Here is a 17,922-nt window from a genome sequence, read left to right as displayed (position 1 = left end):
TTTAGCTCGAATAGCACTTCCATCAACGGTCGTGAGAAAATAAGAATGCACTCCACCCAGCGGTTTATTAGATTTTGACTACCTACGAAGCAGCCACCACAGCGATCGCCCGCCAACTCCTCTCTGCTACCCAAGAATCCCGAAATATTTTTAGTCAATTGCGGGATCAGATGCGTATTGAAGACAAGCTTCTGGGTTGGGCCATGGAACATCCCGGCCTGCGGGTACAACTGTTTCGGATGATTGATTGTTTGCCGTCCCTCCACAGTAAGCCGGAAATTGCCCGCCACCTCCAAGAGTACATGAGTGATCCATCGGTGGAATTGCCGGATGGCTTAAAAAAACTCCTCAACTTTGCCCAACCCGATTCCCTGCCAGCAACGGCCGCAGCGACCACGTTTACAACGGCGGTTCAGGCCCTAGCCCACAAATATATTGCGGGAGAAAATAATGCCCAGGTGATTAAAACCATTGAGCGTCTGCGGAAAAATGGCATGGCCGTCACCATGGATATTTTGGGGGAAGCGGTGATCACCGAGCGGGAAGCCCAGACCTACCGCGATCGCTACCTGGAGCTAATGGTGCAGTTGAGTGGGGCGGCCCAGAATTGGCCCTCCATTGATGGCGTTGATCGGCTTGGGGATCAAGATTTACCTAAGGTTCAGGTGTCGGTGAAATTAACGGCCTTTTATTCCCAGTTTGATCCCTTGGATGACCAGGGCAGTCGGCGACGGGTGGGGGAAGAAATTCGCAATTTACTGCGGCGGGCGGCAGAGTTAGGGGTGGCGGTTCACTTTGATATGGAGCAGTACGCCTACAAGAATGCCACCCTCGGCCTATTAAAGGATTTACTGTTAGAGCCGGAATTTCGCGATCGCACCGATATTGGTCTGACGCTCCAGGCCTACCTGCGGGACAGTTACCAAGATGCCCAGGGCCTTGTCAGTTGGGCGAAGGAGCGGGGCTATCCCGTCACCCTGCGTCTCGTTAAGGGAGCCTATTGGGATCAGGAAACCATTAAAGCGGTGCAAAAAGACTGGCCCCAACCCGTTTATACCCACAAGGTGGATACGGATGTGAACTATGAGCGGATCACAGAACTCCTACTCACCCATCATCAGGTTCTCTACACTGCCATTGGTAGCCATAATGTCCGTTCCCAGGCCAAGGCGATCGCCATTGCCCAAGGCTTAAATGTGCCACCCCAAGCCATGGAATGCCAGGTTCTCTACGGCATGGCAGACAAACTGGCGAAGGCCTTAGTGGGGATGGGGCAACGGGTGCGGGTCTACTGTCCCTACGGCGAACTCATTCCGGGGATGGCCTACCTGATTCGCCGTTTACTTGAAAATACCGCTAACAGTTCCTTCCTGCGCCAGAGCTTAAGTGCCACGGATCAAGAGAGTTTAATTGCCCCGCCCCGCGCCACCCCTGACTTTAATGCTACGGATGTGCATCTGACCGCTGGCAAAACCTCAAGTTTTCTCAATGCCGCTGATAGCGACTATGCCCGAAGCGATCGCCGCCAGGCTATCCAACAGGCCCTAAGCACGATACGCCAGGAGTTGGGACAGACCTATCTACCCCTGATTAATGGCGATCGGGTCAATACCTTGGAGTCAAGTCAGTCCCTCAATCCCTCTAGCCCCAGTGAAATCATTGGTATTGTCGGTCGGGCCACCATTGAACAGGCCGATCATGCCGTGCGCGCCGCCAAAGCCGCATTTCCGGGGTGGAAGGCGACTCCCCTTGGCGAACGAGTCGCGATTCTGCGGCGGGCCGCCGATCTCCTGGAAGAACGCCGCCATGAACTGGTGGCCTGGATGTGCCTAGAAGTGGGCAAAGTGGTGCGGGAAGGAGATGGGGAAGTCTCGGAAGCCATTGATTTTTGTCGCTACTATGCCGATGAAATGGAGCGATTGGCCCCTGGCTATGGGCGGCATTTTCCCGGCGAGACCAATGATTACCACTACCAACCCCGTGGTGTTGCCCTGATTATTTCTCCCTGGAATTTTCCCCTAGCCATTCCCATGGGTATGACCGTGGCTGCCCTAGTGGCGGGGAACTGTGCCATTCTCAAACCCGCCGAGCCGTCCGCCGTCATCGCCGCTAAACTCACCGAAATTCTGGTGGAAGCTGGCATACCTGCGGGGGTTTTCCAATACCTGCCCGGACGCGGCTCCCTGATTGGCCCCTACCTAACGAAACACCCTGATGTCCACCTCATTGCCTTTACCGGTTCCCAGGAAGTAGGCTGTCAAATTGTGGCGGAAGCAGCCATCCTCCAGCGGGGCCAAAAACACCTGAAACGGGTGATTGCGGAAATGGGGGGAAAAAACGCGATCATTATTGATGAAAGTGCCGATCTGGATCAAGCCGTTGCCGGTGTGGTGCAATCTGCCTTTGGTTACAGCGGCCAAAAATGCTCCGCCTGCTCCCGGGTGATTGTCCTAGAGCCGATTTATCAAAGCTTTGTGGAGCGATTAGTTGAAGCCACCAAATCCTTAAATGTTGGCCCCGCCGATCATCCCAGTACCACCGTGGGACCGGTTGTCAGCCAATCCGCCCGCGATCGCATCCTTGAGTATATTGCCAAAGGCCAACAGGAGGCAGAATTAGCCCTAGCGGTTCCTGGCCCAGAGTCCGGCTACTTTATTGGCCCCGTTATTTTTACAGAGGTTGCCGCCACCGCCGCGATCGCCCAGGAAGAGATTTTTGGCCCCGTGTTAGCCGTGATCCGGGCCGAAACCTTTGCCCAGGCCCTAGAGATTGCCAACGGCACTGACTACGCCCTCACGGGTGGACTCTATTCCCGCACTCCCTCCCACATTGACCTAGCCAAAACCAGTTTTGAGGTGGGGAATTTATACATTAATCGGGGAATTACCGGAGCCATTGTGGATCGCCAAGCCTTTGGCGGCTTTAAGCTATCGGGAATTGGCTCAAAAGCCGGGGGGCGTGATTATCTATTGCAGTTTCTAGAGCCACGGGTGATTACGGAAAATGTGCAACGCCAAGGGTTTGCCCCGATCGCCGGTGTGGATAGCTAACGCTGCTCTTTCAGACCACTCCAACCAATGGTAATAAATCCAATGGCGAGGAGGAAGGCCCGTAGGCCTGACCGTAAACGATTGGTGAGGGCCTCATTTTGGGCTTGATCTACCGCTTCTTTCTGGCGATCGCGAATTTGTTCCCGAGCTTGACCCGCCTGCTTGTCTAAGGCTTGGGGGTCATCCTTCAGTTGTTGGAGAATGGCCCGTTGTTCCGGCGGTAGCTGCTCACTGCCAATGAGTTGCTCCAACTGCCCCGTACTTGCCAGCATTTTAATTTGCTGCTGCTCCTGATCCACGCGAATTTCCGCTTGGGCCGCTTCCTGATTCACCTGGGCGATCGCCTGATCCGTAATTTGGCCCGTAATTGAGATGTAGAAAGGAATGCCCAGGAGACAGAGTAGGCCCATCAAGCTGGAGAGGACAAACACCCAAAACCGCCAATCTTTCCAAGCCGCATCACCACCATCATTTTTTAGGCCTGATCCGGCGACGGATTGAATCCAAAAGCCCGTATAGATGAGGGCAAAACCAATTAAAGGGGTAACACCGCGATCGATAAACTGATTCACGACCGTTAATTGCCACTGACTATTACTAAACTGGGGAGAAACAAAAAGAGCGGCCCAATCTACTAAAAAAGTGAGTAGGAGAATAACACCCACCAATTTCAAGAATTGGGCAGCTAGGGGCGTAGGGCGTTTTACCGGAGGAGTTTTAGGCGGTGTCATTAATGACTCATTTCGCAACTTACTTGATCAACCTTACTGGATTTGGGGCCTTTTCTTAACCGTCCCCAGGTTGCTAATGCTGAAGGTTGAGATTTTTAGAGTGACCCCAGCCAGATTTTTAGGTCATGGAGTGACTCTGACTGACAAACAGCCCAGGAAATGGGTTTGACGATGCCCTACGCAAATGGGTGAAACAAGCGACCTAGGACAGTGGCAGCCAAGGGGCATTGACCACGCAGGAACGGGCGCAATAGCACACGCCAAACCATGGTAGCGTTCTCCAACATAATTCATCACCACACCGCCGTTGCCAGTTTTTTGCAGTACCCTTTTGTTTTACTTAAATTGCTTCATGCCTGCGGCTTCAGGATTGAAATTTGCCGGAAATTTGGTTTCCCGATCATAAATGGCATCGCGGCGATCGGCCCCGGAAAGATTACATTGGCGGAGATCGGCTCCCGTAAAATTTGCATTTTGCAGTTCGGCCATGGAGAGGTCTGCCTTGACCAAGATCGCCTTGGAAAAATTAGCCCCTTGGAGTTCGGCAAACATCAGGTTCGCGCCGGTCAAGTTGGTTTGGGCAAAGTTGATCTGGTTGAGTTCGGCGGCCTCTAGGTTGATCCCTTCCAGGTTATAGCCAACAAAGGTGCGATCGCCCAGACCATAGCGACGTAACAGTTCCCCAGGGGTTAGGGTGAGCACTAGGGGTTGATTGGGCGCGGCCTGAACCGCCATTGGTTTTTGAGTCGGCGTTTTTGGAAGGGGGGGTGGTTCCGGTTGGTGATGGCGATAAATTTGCCGCAGATCCGCCTGCTTGAGATTGGCCCCCAACAAACGGGTATTAATTAAATTGGCACGGGTGAGAGTACTCTGCTCTAAATTGGCATTCCGTAGATCCGCATCCTGGAGATTGGCCCCTGTGAGATCAGCGGCACTGAGATCAATGCCCTCTAATTTAGCTCCCCGCAGATCGGCCCCCGCTAGATTCACGCCCCGAAACTGGCGATCGCCCCGCTCATAGCGTTTTAATAGTTCTAGTGACGTAATTCGCTGAGTCGTAGACATATAAACCTGGCTACACTCTTAATCTTGACCCTCTATGTCTAAGCGTAATCCCTTAGAATACGAAGTGTTGTTGTCTGCCATACATAAAGCAGCATAAAACTAAATTTCACGGGATCGAAGCGGATCAAATTGGATTAAACTGGCGGAATTGTCAACGGGAGAACGGATTTTATGCAGGGTTTTTGGGAGAATGTCCTTCGCTATCAACGGTATTTCGTTACCGTTCTTTTAGGGGTGGTCTGGAATGCGGTTGAACCCCTAGTTCCGCTGTTTAAGCGGCCGGCAACGGCGATCGCCATGATTAGTACCCTGGTGGCGATATTAATTTTTGTATCCTTTACGCTCCAAGCCATGCTCGGACTGTCTGTGAATTAACCTAGAACGAGAGGCCCCCTGACGAATAAAATTCCATGACCATTGCGATTCCTTCGGAACCCGGTACGCTAAATACAATTAAGGCCCAGATTGATCTCATTTTGCTTAGTCTGGAAGCCTTGGCGGCGGTGGGTTCCAGTGAAATCTTAGGGGCTGCCGAGGCCATGGGCTTTGAGGCCTACATTTCCGATCGGGTGGGCCTATGGCGATTGCGTCAGTCCAGCCCCCTGCGGCGCAGTCGCGGCGGTCGGCGCAAACTAGATGTGGATGAGGCCCGCGCCCTGGCATTAATTTGTACCCGCTTGGCCCAAAATCATCAGTCCTTAATTCGTGAGGCCATTGATCAGTGGCAAGTCCTGGATGAACAGGGCCGCCAACCCCATCAGCATCCTCTACTGGGGGACTACCTAGATCGTTTTACCACCCTATACCAGGAACGAATGAATGCGGCCCCCCTACCCACTGATGATCTAACGACCCTGGCCCTAGACCTGCTCATTGACTTGCTTTTTTACAGTAATAGTCAAGGCTATCGTCGTCTCTGGTTAACCCTGCTAGAGCGCACCGTTCCCCCAGAGCCACCCATCCTGAACTCCCTTAATCGTGCGGAAGATAGTGCTAACGAACATAGTTTCTCGAATACCCTCCCTGGATTATGAAGCGAACCCTAACCTACGAACAACCCTCCTGTACCCTAGATGTTGCGGCCAATGTCTTGCCCCTGGGGAATCGTCTACCGCGCCAGCCGGTGCGATCGCTTCAGTTTAAGCTGATAGTACGGCCTGACCCTTCCAAGCCAGAACATTCCAAAAATGGGGGGAATGGAGCGATAGCAAACGGATACTCCCCCGACCCAAGCGATACCATTGAACTCACGGGGAATGATCAAGACCTCTATCAGTTGGCTACGGTGGTGGAAGACTATGTTCAAGCTCTATTAATCCGTCGATCGCCATCCCTACGGCCCCCAGAAGCTGCACCAGTGGAGCAGAATCATCATAATTTAAGTGATTTAGATAGTTTAGGTGACTTAGATGATGTAGATGATGTAGAGTCCCAGGTCCATACCCCCGATTTTGACATCGATTCCTTAGATTTTGATGCCTTCCCTGAGGATATGCTGGAGCCAGACCCAGAGGAGATGACGGATATTCCCCTCATTCCCCTGAATTTGCCGCCCCCGGAAAAAGTGATCTACCTGGAATCGGAAACACCCCTCTGCCATCGGCTCTATTTAGGGCCCTTGGCTACCCCGGATTCGGGTGAACAGCTTAAGTTGCGCCTCACGGAGCTATTTGATTTGGCCACGGTCTTAGAAGAGTGGTCAGCTATGATGCAGCCCCTACCGGAATTGCTGGCAACCTCGCGATCTCAACTGGAACGCCTGCCCATTTGGGCCCGAAGTGCGGCGGTGGCCCTGGTGGTCTTGGGTTTATCCGCTGCCTTAATTCAATTGGTTGAACGGCCGGTTTTGATCAGCCAAGATGCCGCCGAAGCCCCAGAAATGATGGAACCGGGGATAGATTCCCCTGTGATTTTACCGCCCCTAGACTTGGAGCAATCCCCCCTCCCCCCCCCTAGAAGGCGATCTTAGCTTAGTGCCCTTGCCCCCAAGTAGTTTGCCAGGGAGTCAAGAGGCATTACCACCCCTGCCACCTCTCCCCGAAGCTGTCCCCCCCCGCAGCGATATCGCCCGGCTGGTGATACCCTACCGCCCCCACCGCCCCCGGAAGGAACTATTATCCTAGAGCCAAGTCAGCCCTTACCTCCACCCCCTCCATCTGCCCCTGCCCCCAATCAAGGGCGATCGGCTACCCCCCAATCCCCATCGAATCAATCTCCAGTAAATCAAGCTCCCACCGCCGCCCTACCCCAAGGACGTAGCCAAAGTTTGGGGATTGGTGCCCCTAGCCAAACGGTTCAGGAGATTCGCACCTATTTCCAAGATCGATGGCAACCCCCAGAAAGTTTGGATGCCACCCTGGAATATCGGATTGTCCTCAGTCCCGATGGCACATTGTTCCAAGCCTTACCCTTAAATGGTGCGGCGGCCCGGTTCATCGATCGCACCCCCATCCCCCTGCGGGATACGCCAATGACCAGTCCCTTTGAGAGCGAGTCCACCGTGTTATTGCGGTTGGTGCTCCAGGCCAATGGTACGGTTCAAGTCTTTGCGGAATAGGAAAATTAGGAGTCGTTGCCCTGCGTGAAATTCCCCATTGTCGGTACAACCCAACTCCTGGGTGTGATTGGCGATCCCATTGGTCATACCCTTTCCCCGGTGATCCACAATCGGGCCCTAGCTGCCCTCGGTCTGGATTATGTGTACCTCCCCTTTGCCGTTAAACCAGCAGATATGGCGGTGGCGATCGCCGGTCTAGGGGCCCTAAATGTTCAGGGATTTAATGTCACTATTCCCCATAAACAGAGCGTTATTGCCCACCTAGGGGAAATCACCCCCCTCGCGGCCCAAGTGGGGGCCGTCAATACGGTCTGGCCCACAGAAAAGGGCTGGGCCGGAACCAATACGGATGTCCAGGGATTTCTCGCCCCTCTGCGCTCCCTATCCCAGTCTTGGCAAGAGACCCAGGTGATGATCTTAGGCTATGGTGGCGCGGCCCGGGCGGTGGTGGCGGCCTGTGACCAGTTGGGTTGCCAGGGCATGACCATTGCGGGTCGTAATCCTGAAAAATTAGCTGCCTTTGGCCAAAGCTGGCCCCAGTTAAAAGCACCTCTGAAGACGATTCTCTGGGAACACCTGACCCCGAATTTATCCGAGGCTGCCCTAGTGGTGAATACAACCCCCATTGGTATGGCTCCCCATGGGGATCAAAGTCCCCTCTCCCAAGAACAATTAGCACAACTAGCCAGCACTGCCATTGTCTATGATTTGATCTACAAACCTCGACCTACCCGCCTATTGGCCCATGCCCACGCCCAGGGATTACACACCATTGATGGCTTAGAGATGCTCATTCACCAGGGGGCGATCGCCCTGGAGCAGTGGATTGGCCAACCCCCAGATATTACCGTGATGATCAATGCCGCCCAAGAATTTTTAGGACTTAATTGTTAGAAAGTAATGATTAAGTAGGTAGGCGCAATTACTTGTAAGAGAAGGGAATCGCAGTGTAGCTCCCATCCAGGGAGATTACCGCCTTTTTCCCTGCCAGCATGTTTAGGTTAATTGAACCCAGCCACTTATCAGCTTACCCCTCTCCTGGCTACGCTTCAGCCAAGAACTGATGTTTGATTAATCACTACAACCCATAAATAACCTTTTCCACGTCTCAACAGGAGAGTGGTGGTCTAACGGCTAAGTTGAACGGCGGCTAGTATCCTTTGCATCCCCACCAATATCTCTCGCCCGTCCGCTCCAACGTGTTGTTAGACCGGATTTTCGCGACAAATTCACAACTTTTCTGCCACTCTCAGCTTGTTGCTTTTGCAGATCAGCGAAAAGTGCCTTTAAGTTATGGTTGAATGACTGTGAATACTCTTCGCGAATTTGGTGAATTTCTTCTACAATTGCATCATGGTACATAATTAACCTCCGAGCAGTTCATAGGGTGTACAAAGAATCGGTAACTCGTATCCCAAATCAAGACTAATCTCTGCCAGTTTTCTTTGAATCTGAGCATTAGCAATGTGCTTACAATTCCATGTGAGTAGATAATCCATACCGTGAACAGTTGCGGCTGCAATATGAACAGCATCAACATCAGCTTTTGAGGGAAGGCTACTGCGTTCCAAAAATTGCTCTGCTAAATCAAGTACAGATTGGTTCAAATCGAGTAACGCGAGGTTGCGAATGATTTCGAGCCGTTGAGATGCGATTTCGGTATCTCCCTGTGAGGTTTCTTTGACAACTGCTTGGGAGGAGTAGAGTTGGAAAGCAATGCGGCGCGTTTCCCACCATTCCCGCGTAACCTCAATATTGGCAGCCACAACAATATCTCTGCTGGGTCGAGCAGTCAAATAGCCCAAGATACTGGTTTCGATGTAAACGGTTTCACTCATGCAGGAAAATAAAATGGGCACCAGCTTTCTCTATTTTAGCTCACATCCCTGCTCGTCCTGCTCAGATCATATTGTTAGACCGCACGGTTTTCAATAAGAATACAGTTAAGGGTACCTCGATTAATTCAAAATTTGGGGGGATCTCAAACGAGATTTCAATGGTTTCAGCCTCTATTTTTAGCAGATCGAGCAATTCTTCGAGGTGCCCTTAATTACCACCTGCCCTAGCAAGTGGTAATTGATTTACTACTCTTCTACCCCGACCAGAATGTTCTCTCCCAAGGCTCCTAGCTCAAACAAATCTCCGTTAATCTCAGATAGATTAACCAAGAAAAATCTAATCTTACCGTTGTAAATATCCCAACATTTAGATATTCCCCATTTACCAATACAAAACTTGATTGAAACACCCAAACCTTTAAGGGTTGAACCACTCAAGTCAATATCAGTGATACACACTTCAAGGCTAGCAATTCCAATGATGTAGGCTGGATAGCAAGTGTTAATCAAACTGTATTCAATGACGGCACCTAGTAGCTCTAACTCTACAAAGTAACCTGAATCTTTCTGCACGATTCGTACAGCACCACCCGCCTTTACACATTTCTTGAATCTGCCACTACCAATACATAGCTCTTCTTCAAAGCCCTTTTCCCAGATTACACGTCTTAGAATGCCGACTGGTGTTTCCATACTAAAAATTCTCCTGGCGACTTACTGATTCAAAAAAGTCCCCATTGATAACTCAGCGGTCTAACGGTTCGCTTGAGCGGCTGCAAATAGCTCGGACTCAACACCAGCGGCTTTCAGCAGTCCGCTCCAAGCGAATTGTTAGACCGTGTTCTTACAGGTACTAACTGTCAATTTCGTTTCCCAGATGTTCAAAAAGATTATCACAACCCTGAGAATAGGAAGTTATTGCACACCATCTCCGTACCATCGCACGCCATAACTCATCACCCCCAACCAGTAGATGATCGGCAATATCCTTAACCCAGTTGTGGTGATTCTGCTCTGTCATAACTCGATTGCAGAGATCCACCATGTCAGAATGAGAACGTGCAAGCTTATCTGCAATTGATTGCCATCCATCTGCTTGCAACTCTGAAAAAACTGTAACTTCGGGAGCATCGTTTCCAGGTAGTTGCAAACAACCAGTTGAGGGATCTTGATCACCATCAAGCACCACTAAAGTTTTTTGACGAAATCTGTTTTCAGATTTCATTAAACCTAATGCTTTTCCAACAGAAGCTTTTCCAAAGGGAGTTATGGTCACTCGTGACAAATATTCTAGCCCTCGACTTGCAACAATCTCTTCAATAAGAATCTTCGCGCGTGTATCTTCAACATAAATTTCCAGTTCTGGAACTGCTACGTCATCCATTTTTGTCAAAGCAAACTCTGGAGAGACACCAAAAACCACACGTTTGTTATCGGTGTTACCCAAAACATGAACTCGCGCTTCGGGGGGTAGCTCCTCCATAATGTATGGGCTGTGAGTAGTAACAATAAATTGTGCTTTCTTTTCTCGACTAATATTTGCCAAATCTCTCATCAGTCGCCGTTGTGCGCGGGGATGCAGGCTTGTTTCTATTTCATCAATCAAAACCAGTGAGTAATTAGGAATGTTTAGTGCAAGAAGCTCAGCAATAGTAGACTCTCCAGCACCTTGATGGAAACCCGAATATCTTAGTGAACCTACTTCAACCACAGGAACTGGTCTATTTGGCGAGTCCTTTAAAGTAGCACTTTTAGCTGATGTATAAGATTTGCCAACAATAGCTGAGAAGCGTTGGAGAGTTTCATCAGAGAAAATATTGGCAACACCCTCAACAGGATTACCTCGAATTAGTTGTGAGTATCCTAATTTTGCATAAAGAGGCTGAGTACGTCGAAGATCTAGGAAAATAACTGTTCTCTCACTGCGCTCAGGATTACCCCTCCAGCGATTGGTTGGTTTTCTTACAACATGGTTTATAGTCTGGCTTCCTTGTCTGAGAGACACCCTAATAAATACGTTAGTAACCTTTTCCCAGGGGGTATCTGGGAAAAAGTCTGATGCATAGTAAGGATTCAAGCCTTGTCTTTCATTTTTATACGCTGATGCCGCTGCTTGAAGAATAGTGCTTTTCCCAATTCCGTTCTCGCCCGAAATGCAAACAATTGGAAACTTAAAGTCTATACGCTGACCAGTCCATCCACGTATACCGTCAATTTCAATCCACTCTAAATGCTTTGGAAAATCACCTCGATCCCAAGTATTTTGTAATTGTCTTACTTCTCTCGACAGCATCGTAATCCCTTATTCAGCTAGCGGTATGGCTCTACAAAAGCAAATGACTGTTCAGATCATAGCCGATGCCGCTGATTGCCTTATAGAACCAAGCTAATGCCACTCCAATTTTCTTTGTATGCTTGCCCCACTGATGATTTTAAGGCATTACTTCCCAGAAGAAGTTCAGCGGTCTAACTATTGATTAGACAGCGATTAGCAGCCTAGCTAATTTAGTAATGGAAAACCAGAACTCTCTACTCATAAGGATAGAACCCACTCTAGCACATGGATATAGAGGTATCAAAAACTGCTAGATATAGCATATACAAAACTTCATTTTTGTCCAAACTCCTTAACAAGCAAAGTTTTTAGCGTAAGTAGGTAGGCGCAATTACTTGTAAGAGAAGGGAACCGCGGTGTGGCCCCCAGGCAGGGAGATGATAGCCTTTACCAGTATTTTTAGGTTAATTGAACCCAGCCACTTAGGACGTTCGGTTAGGAGGTTCGGGCGGAAAACCCACTGGCCCCTAGAAAAAAAATAAGCTGAGTGACGACAATCGTTGGCCCAGAGGGTAAATTCACGGAGGCAGAGACGAGCATCCCCAACACAGCACTGAGGGAACCCAGGCCTGCCGCCCAAAGAATATAGTGATTAAATTGACGACTACAGAGACGGGCAGCACAGGCGGGAATAACCACAAAGGCACTAATGAGTAATACGCCCACGGTTTTAATCGAAACCGCAACCACCAGGGACAACAACACCACAAAAATGGTGCGGTGCAACCTCACGGATACCCCCCGAGCAATGGCCAGGGATTCATTCACCGTCATTAACATTTGGGTACGCAGGGTCAAGCCAATGAAGATCAATCCCACCAGTAACAGAAGGCTACTTAATACAAGGTCTAGGGGCTGTACCGCTAAAATATCCCCAAATAACAGATTATTTAAGCCGCCCCGATATTGACCCATAAAGCTGAGACTAATCACTGCGATCGCCAAGGATGAAGAATAGATAATATTTAGGAGGGCATCAGTCCATAGCCGCGTATGTTCCAAAAGGTAGGTGACACCCAAGGCAAATAGTACGGCAAAGGGCAATAGCACTAAAGACGGATTCACACCCAACCATAGGCCAATGACAATCCCCAGTAAGGCTGAATGGCCCAGAGCATCACTAAAAAAGGAAAGCTGCCGCAAAATCGTAAAGCTACCCAACATTCCCCCCAAGGCCCCCGTTAAAATCCCCGCCATCAGGGCCCGTTGCATAAAGGGCAGTTGAAAGAGTTCAAAAACCCGCATAAATTCAGCTTGCAGCATAGAAAATAAATAATTGAACTATCAAACAATTAATGAAAATGATGGTAGCGCACCCCTTCTAATCCATAGGCCCGGGCTAAATTATCACGGGTGAGCATAATATCCGGTAGCCCTTCGCACAGCAGTTGCCGATTCAAACAGAGGACGCGATCGCAGTAGTGACGCACCCGATCTAAGTTATGGGAAATCTGCAAAATGGCCCAGCCTTGCTCCTGTTTGAGTTCATCCAAAAGTTGGTAAAATTCCGCCTCCCCCCGCCAATCCAATCCCGCTGGGGCCTCATCCAAAATCAACAGTCGTCGCGGCCTCACCAAACAATAGGCCAACAAGACCCGCTTGGTTTCGCCCCCGGAAAGATCACTAATCAGCTTATGGCCCAGATGGTCGCCCCCCACCCGACTGAGACTCTCAGAAACCGCCTGCTGCCGCTGCCGATGGTGTTGCCAGGGCCATTGCCAACTTAAATAATCCCAGCCCAAACCCACCAGTTCTTCAACGGTCATGGGAATCCGGCGATCGCAGAGGAAATTTTGGGGCAGATAGGCCACCTGTTGCCGTAGACGACGGGATTGGGGCCCTCCTTTCTTTAGGGGTTGTCCCAAGAAAAAAACCTGACCCCTTTGACTGGGAATCACGCCTAAAATGGCCTGTACCAGGCTACTTTTGCCCGCACCATTGGGGCCAATAATGGCCGTATCGGTTCCGGCTTCCAATACAAACGAGACATCCTCCACCGCACAGTGGCTTTCTCGATAGACGGTGAGATTCTGTACCGCCAATACGATTTCTGAGATTTCTGACAATCCCGGATCCTCAATGATCAAAGAAATACATCACAACACCCAAGACATAACCCAAAACAAAAATAGCCCCCATCCCAAAATAACCCTAAAACCATACCCCTAAAATCTGAGTCCTTGGGAAACCACCGCCACCGATGCTGGGGAAAACCAGAGGGGTTGATAGGACTGCTGGGTTGTTCCGCCAAAGGCCGAGACAATATTTTGCACATTTTGGTTCATCGTGGTGATGTAATACCCTGGCTCTATGGCATCCGTCGGCCCCGTTTCCAGGGGATCAAAGGTACTGATGTTTACCCCCAAGTCCTGGGCTAGGGCTGCAAAGGAGTCTCCCGCACCCGGTTCCGTGAGTAGGGTTTTCAGATCGCTCTGTTGAACCGTGTTCATCACCCGCTGGACATCCGCAGGTGAAGGGTTATCTTCAGGTACATCCACCAAAAATTCCGCATTCAGACCATAACTTTCCGCAAAGTAGGGAGCAAAATCATGGAATACCACAAATGTTCTGCCCCTAAAGGGCCGTAGTTGCTCTGTGATCTGTCGATCCAATTCCTGAAGCTGTTGAATGTAGGCGGCGGCATTGGCGGTATAAATCTCGGCATTTTCTTCATCAACGCCGATCAGGCCATCCCGAATATTTTCCACCTGCTGGATCGCCCGTTTTGGATCTAGCCAGATGTGGGGATTATATTTACCGTGGTGGTGATGATGGCCCGCTGTCTCACTTTCCCCATGATCGTGGCTGTGCCCGTGATCATGACTGTGATCGTGCCCATGATCATGGCCGTGGCTACCGCCGTCAATGTCATCGTTTTCAATGGTGGCAATTCCCGCGCTGGTATCAATCACGGTCAGATTGGAATTATCGGCATTGGCCACTAAATCCTCTAGGAAATTTTCCATTTCCAAACCATTTTTGACCAGCACATCGGCTTGGGTCAGGGTTTGCACATCCCCTGGTTTCGCTTGAAAATCGTGGGGGTCAACATTCATGGGCAAAAGTTGGGTAACCGTGCCGCGATCGCCCACAACGGCCGTCGTAAATTCCGTGATCGGCAGAAAGGTGGTGACAATGGTGATACCGGTATCGGCCGCTGCCATACTTTCGGGAGACTCTCCTTCCTCTGACGCGGGTTCTCCCCCGCAACTACCCAAGCCCACCGCCAAGGTCGTCATAATCATCATTGAGCCAATACGTCCAATAAAGGATTTGGGGATTGAGATTTTCAATGAAGTAAGAAGGGCCGCCATTGATCCATTATCCATGAATATGAGAACGATTCTCATTTTATACCATGGACGATCTTTATAAACATCCCTGCCCGACTTTTGCCCAAAGCGGGGGGCGATTTAAATTTAATCGGCGCGTTCCTGTATCAAGCGCATCCCTAGCTTGCCGGATCAGAATTACCAAAATCAAACTAGACTTAGTTTACTGACTTAGTTTTATAAAGGTATGCAAACCGTCAATATCCATCAGGCTAAGACAAATCTTTCCCGACTACTATCCCGTGTAGATCGAGGAGAAGAGATTGTAATTGCCAATCGAGGTATCCCCATCGCCAAGCTAGTTCCCTTTCGGACATCGATAGATCGTCGCGCTAGCTTAGGGCATGACCAGGGGCAGATTATTGTCCCAGATGACTTTGATCAGCCTTTACCGGAGGAGATTTTAGCGGCCTTTGATGGTGATGGAGAGTGAGGCTTTGGGCGTTTAACTCTATTTATCGCTCTTCAATATTTTTAGAAGTAATCCCCAATATCCAGATTTTTTTCCAGGCCATCCGCCGCATTGAGAACCACAACTAAACTGGCGTAGAGGGCTTCCGATTCGCAATCTGCGGCCACCTTCGTACAAAACACCGTTAAAAATTTATTGGTGGACACATGGCGCAGTTCCCAGGCCCCAATTTTGAGATTGGCATTTTGGAGTAATAGATAATTGGCCAAATCCTTGTCTAGGGGTTCTTCGGAGCTATAGCCAATGGACCACACATCCCGAATTTCAAAGGCACCTAATTGGGAGGTACGAGAATCAATAAAGGCTAATTGCGATCGCCCGTCTTCTAGTTCAAAGACAGCCCGATAATCACCGTCATCATCCACATCGTATTTAATTTTCAGGGAATCTAATATCTTGCTGACCCGTGGATCCGATTGAACCTTCCGTTGACCAAACACCCTTTTCTCCCTATTTATTGGTAAAGTTTTTAATTTTTTTCCTTCCCTAGCGATCGCCCTAGGGCTTGATTTTAGCTGGGTTTGCCCTAAGGATCAGGGATAAAAGCTATCCTAGTATCCATAAATTCAAATTTTATCTCCAGTAGAGGTCATGGCCATGCCCCACGGAAGCTGCTTTTTTTGGGACGTTCCTTTAACAACGCTCCATGCTTCTGGGGATATCTTCGTGGCGATCGCCTATTTTTCAATTCCCCTTTTGCTATTAATCAATCGCCATTATGTTACCCCCGATCTGCGGCCAACGCTATTCCTATTTGCTGGGTTTATCCTCAGTTGTGGGATTGGCCATGGTGTTGCCGCCTGGAATATCTGGCATAGTGACTACTGGTTAGAGGGCAGCGTCAAGATATTTACTGCCGGAATTAGTCTCCTGACGGCTTGGCAATTAAGCTATTACATTCCAATTTTTTTACGCACCCGCCAAGATTTGGCCCAAACCCAAGAACAGGTGTTTACGGATGCCCTCACCGGCATTGGCAACCGTCGCGGACTAGATCAGGCCATTGGGGCAGGCTGTGTCATCCAGACCCAAAGCGATCGCCCCTGTCGTGCCGTCTTAATGTTGATGGATTTGGATAACTTTAAGCAAATCAACGATACCTATGGCCATCCCGTGGGCGATCAGGTATTGCAACAGGTGGCAGAACTTCTCAATCGTAATACCCGATCCGATGACTATGTGGGCCGCATCGGTGGCGATGAATTTGCCCTGCTGATTTCTGGTTGCGACCAAGACCAAGCCCAGAAAATAGCGCAAAAACTCCAGAGACTCATCTGTAATCTGCACGTAGAGGGAAACGTCCCAGCCAATTCTATCCATCTAGGAGTCAGTATTGGCATCATCTGGATTGACTGTCAGCAATCTCCGCAACAATTGTATCGAGCCGTAGATGCGGCACTCTACCAGGCAAAACGACGCAAAAACTCTATTTGCTGGGCCCAAGAGGTTGAGGATTTACCGGATGCAACGATCAACATAAATATACTACAACAAGAATAAATAAGAAGAATAAATTAAAACTGGGGGCGATCTTTATTTTATACCAAAAAAACTTAATTTTCCCTCAATAATCTGGCATCATGCTCTTAATATGACTCAATATGACCCGTTCCTCTGACCTCACCTCAGTGGCCCTAGGCTCTCTTTTCCGTTTCAAGAAAAATTCGACACCCTATGTTACAACTTAATCCCATTCTGACTTCCCCTGATGCCTCCTCCGCTAAAAGTGTCGTCATGGCCGTTGGCGGAGCCGAAGACAAAGTGCATGGCCGGCAAATTTTAACCACATTTTGCCAGCGATCGGGGGGGCTGGATGCCACCATTGGCGTGATTCCCTCTGCTTCTCGGGAACCGGATGCCATGGGGCGACTTTACCACGATATTTTTATGGAAATTGGGGTCAAGGCGGTAGAAGTTCTCCTTGTGAGCGATCGCAGCCATGGGGAGAATCCAGACCTACTAGAGCGATTAGAGCGGTGCAGCGGCGTGTTTATGTCCGGTGGGGATCAGCTACGACTCTCCTCCCTTTTGGACGAAACCCCTCTCCTGGAAAAGCTGCGCCATCAAGTCTGGCAAGGACAGTCCGTATTGGCAGGAACCAGTGCCGGGGCCGCCGTCATGGGAGAGCGGATGATTGCCAGTGGTGGCAGTAACGAACCCCCCAACCGCTCCCTAGTGGATATGTCTACGGGTCTTGGCTTTTTGCCCGATGTGATTGTGGATCAGCATTTTCATAACCGCAATCGTCTAGCGCGGCTGATCAGTGCCATTTCTGCCTACCCAGAGAAGCTAGGGGTGGGCATTGATGAGGACACCTGTGCCCTTTTTGAAGCCGACGGCCATCTCAAGGTTTTAGGTCGGGGTGCCGTCACCATTGTGGATCCTCGGGATGTGAGCTACACCAGCTATCCCCATGTGGACTTAACGGATCCCGTAAGCATTTATAATCTGCGCGTCCATATACTGAGTGATGGAGACTGCTATAATTTGCTGACCCATCGCGCTCTCCACAAAACTGTCTAGTAGAATACAGTTTCTCAAA

Annotated in this window: 20 protein-coding genes; 10 read left to right on the top strand and 10 right to left on the bottom strand. The window is 49.8% G+C overall.

The features are described 5' to 3' along the window. The first annotated feature begins 74 nt into the window (after window positions 1-74). Complete coding sequence (gene pruA / locus L3556_RS10550) at window positions 75-3,050, top strand: L-glutamate gamma-semialdehyde dehydrogenase (RefSeq protein ID WP_277867233.1); 2,976 nt, start codon at window positions 75-77, stop codon at window positions 3,048-3,050. Here the strand turns inward: pruA and L3556_RS10545 are convergent. Both L3556_RS10545 and L3556_RS10540 read right to left on the bottom strand, forming a co-directional pair. Next, a complete protein-coding gene (locus tag L3556_RS10545; protein ID WP_277867232.1) occupies window positions 3,047-3,781 on the bottom strand; it encodes an HpsJ family protein in 735 nt (244 codons plus the stop codon). The genes pruA and L3556_RS10545 overlap by 4 nt on opposite strands. A gap of 336 nt (window positions 3,782-4,117) precedes the next feature. Then, on the bottom strand, window positions 4,118-4,846 hold the full coding sequence (locus tag L3556_RS10540) for a pentapeptide repeat-containing protein (protein WP_277867231.1): 729 nt from the start codon (window positions 4,844-4,846) through the stop codon (window positions 4,118-4,120). Window positions 4,847-5,017: 171 nt separating this feature from the next. Here L3556_RS10540 and L3556_RS10535 point away from each other — a divergent pair, with 171 nt between their 5' ends. From L3556_RS10535 to L3556_RS10510, 6 genes are all read left to right on the top strand, one after another. After that, on the top strand, window positions 5,018-5,221 hold the full coding sequence (locus L3556_RS10535) for a DUF751 family protein (RefSeq protein ID WP_277867230.1): 204 nt from the start codon (window positions 5,018-5,020) through the stop codon (window positions 5,219-5,221). Between the two features lie 35 nt (window positions 5,222-5,256). Continuing rightward, complete coding sequence (locus L3556_RS10530) at window positions 5,257-5,880, top strand: DUF3038 domain-containing protein (RefSeq protein WP_277867229.1); 624 nt, start codon at window positions 5,257-5,259, stop codon at window positions 5,878-5,880. Then, entirely contained in the window at window positions 5,877-6,815 is a 939-nt protein-coding gene (locus tag L3556_RS10525) for a DUF4335 domain-containing protein (RefSeq protein ID WP_277867228.1), read from the top strand. Before L3556_RS10530 ends, L3556_RS10525 begins: the two co-directional genes overlap by 4 nt. 4 nt (window positions 6,816-6,819) lie before the next feature. Beyond that, complete coding sequence (locus tag L3556_RS10520; protein ID WP_277867227.1) at window positions 6,820-6,969, top strand: hypothetical protein; 150 nt, start codon at window positions 6,820-6,822, stop codon at window positions 6,967-6,969. Between the two features lie 143 nt (window positions 6,970-7,112). Then, complete coding sequence (locus tag L3556_RS10515; RefSeq protein WP_277867226.1) at window positions 7,113-7,403, top strand: hypothetical protein; 291 nt, start codon at window positions 7,113-7,115, stop codon at window positions 7,401-7,403. A gap of 24 nt (window positions 7,404-7,427) precedes the next feature. Further along, a complete protein-coding gene (locus L3556_RS10510) occupies window positions 7,428-8,297 on the top strand; it encodes a shikimate dehydrogenase (RefSeq protein ID WP_277867225.1) in 870 nt (289 codons plus the stop codon). 240 nt (window positions 8,298-8,537) lie between these two features. Here the strand turns inward: L3556_RS10510 and L3556_RS10505 are convergent, their stop codons facing one another. The 7 genes from L3556_RS10505 to L3556_RS10475 all read right to left on the bottom strand — a co-directional run bounded on the left by L3556_RS10505 (window position 8,538) and on the right by L3556_RS10475 (window position 14,890). Beyond that, a complete protein-coding gene (locus L3556_RS10505) occupies window positions 8,538-8,765 on the bottom strand; it encodes a hypothetical protein (RefSeq protein WP_277867224.1) in 228 nt (75 codons plus the stop codon). Window positions 8,766-8,767: 2 nt separating this feature from the next. Continuing rightward, window positions 8,768-9,241, bottom strand: coding sequence for a type II toxin-antitoxin system VapC family toxin (locus L3556_RS10500; RefSeq protein ID WP_277867223.1), 474 nt, complete (start codon window positions 9,239-9,241; stop codon window positions 8,768-8,770). Window positions 9,242-9,487: 246 nt separating this feature from the next. Next, complete coding sequence (locus L3556_RS10495; protein WP_277867222.1) at window positions 9,488-9,934, bottom strand: hypothetical protein; 447 nt, start codon at window positions 9,932-9,934, stop codon at window positions 9,488-9,490. Window positions 9,935-10,094: 160 nt separating this feature from the next. Continuing rightward, window positions 10,095-11,534, bottom strand: coding sequence for an ATP-dependent nuclease (locus L3556_RS10490; protein ID WP_277867221.1), 1,440 nt, complete (start codon window positions 11,532-11,534; stop codon window positions 10,095-10,097). A gap of 477 nt (window positions 11,535-12,011) precedes the next feature. Continuing rightward, window positions 12,012-12,839 (bottom strand): metal ABC transporter permease, encoded by an 828-nt coding sequence (locus tag L3556_RS10485; protein ID WP_277867220.1) that lies wholly within the window; start codon window positions 12,837-12,839, stop codon window positions 12,012-12,014. A gap of 29 nt (window positions 12,840-12,868) precedes the next feature. Further along, window positions 12,869-13,642 carry a metal ABC transporter ATP-binding protein gene (locus tag L3556_RS10480; protein WP_338405723.1) on the bottom strand — a complete coding sequence of 258 codons (774 nt, stop codon included), beginning with the start codon at window positions 13,640-13,642 and terminating at the stop codon, window positions 12,869-12,871. A gap of 99 nt (window positions 13,643-13,741) precedes the next feature. Then, a complete protein-coding gene (locus tag L3556_RS10475; RefSeq protein ID WP_277867219.1) occupies window positions 13,742-14,890 on the bottom strand; it encodes a metal ABC transporter solute-binding protein, Zn/Mn family in 1,149 nt (382 codons plus the stop codon). Between the two features lie 205 nt (window positions 14,891-15,095). Between L3556_RS10475 and L3556_RS10470 the strand changes: the two genes are divergently transcribed. After that, complete coding sequence (locus tag L3556_RS10470) at window positions 15,096-15,341, top strand: type II toxin-antitoxin system Phd/YefM family antitoxin (RefSeq protein ID WP_277867218.1); 246 nt, start codon at window positions 15,096-15,098, stop codon at window positions 15,339-15,341. A gap of 41 nt (window positions 15,342-15,382) precedes the next feature. On the opposite strand, the gene L3556_RS10465 is transcribed toward L3556_RS10470, so the two are convergent. Further along, window positions 15,383-15,820: a hypothetical protein gene (locus tag L3556_RS10465; protein ID WP_277867217.1), complete on the bottom strand. Its 438-nt coding sequence runs from the start codon at window positions 15,818-15,820 to the stop codon at window positions 15,383-15,385. A gap of 157 nt (window positions 15,821-15,977) precedes the next feature. On the opposite strand from L3556_RS10465, the gene L3556_RS10460 reads away from it, so the two are divergent. Together L3556_RS10460 and L3556_RS10455 are read left to right on the top strand one after the other, a co-directional pair. Next, on the top strand, window positions 15,978-16,880 hold the full coding sequence (locus tag L3556_RS10460; protein WP_277867216.1) for a GGDEF domain-containing protein: 903 nt from the start codon (window positions 15,978-15,980) through the stop codon (window positions 16,878-16,880). A 174-nt stretch (window positions 16,881-17,054) separates the two neighbouring features. Continuing rightward, window positions 17,055-17,903, top strand: coding sequence for a cyanophycinase (locus L3556_RS10455; protein ID WP_277867215.1), 849 nt, complete (start codon window positions 17,055-17,057; stop codon window positions 17,901-17,903). Window positions 17,904-17,922: the final 19 nt, after the last annotated feature.

The sequence above is a fragment of the Candidatus Synechococcus calcipolaris G9 genome, from assembly GCF_029582805.1.
GTDB lineage: Bacteria > Cyanobacteriota > Cyanobacteriia > Thermosynechococcales > Thermosynechococcaceae > Synechococcus_F > Synechococcus_F calcipolaris.
The sequence above is the reverse complement of the archived record's forward strand: the minus strand, read 5'-3'. Positions and strand labels throughout refer to the sequence as shown.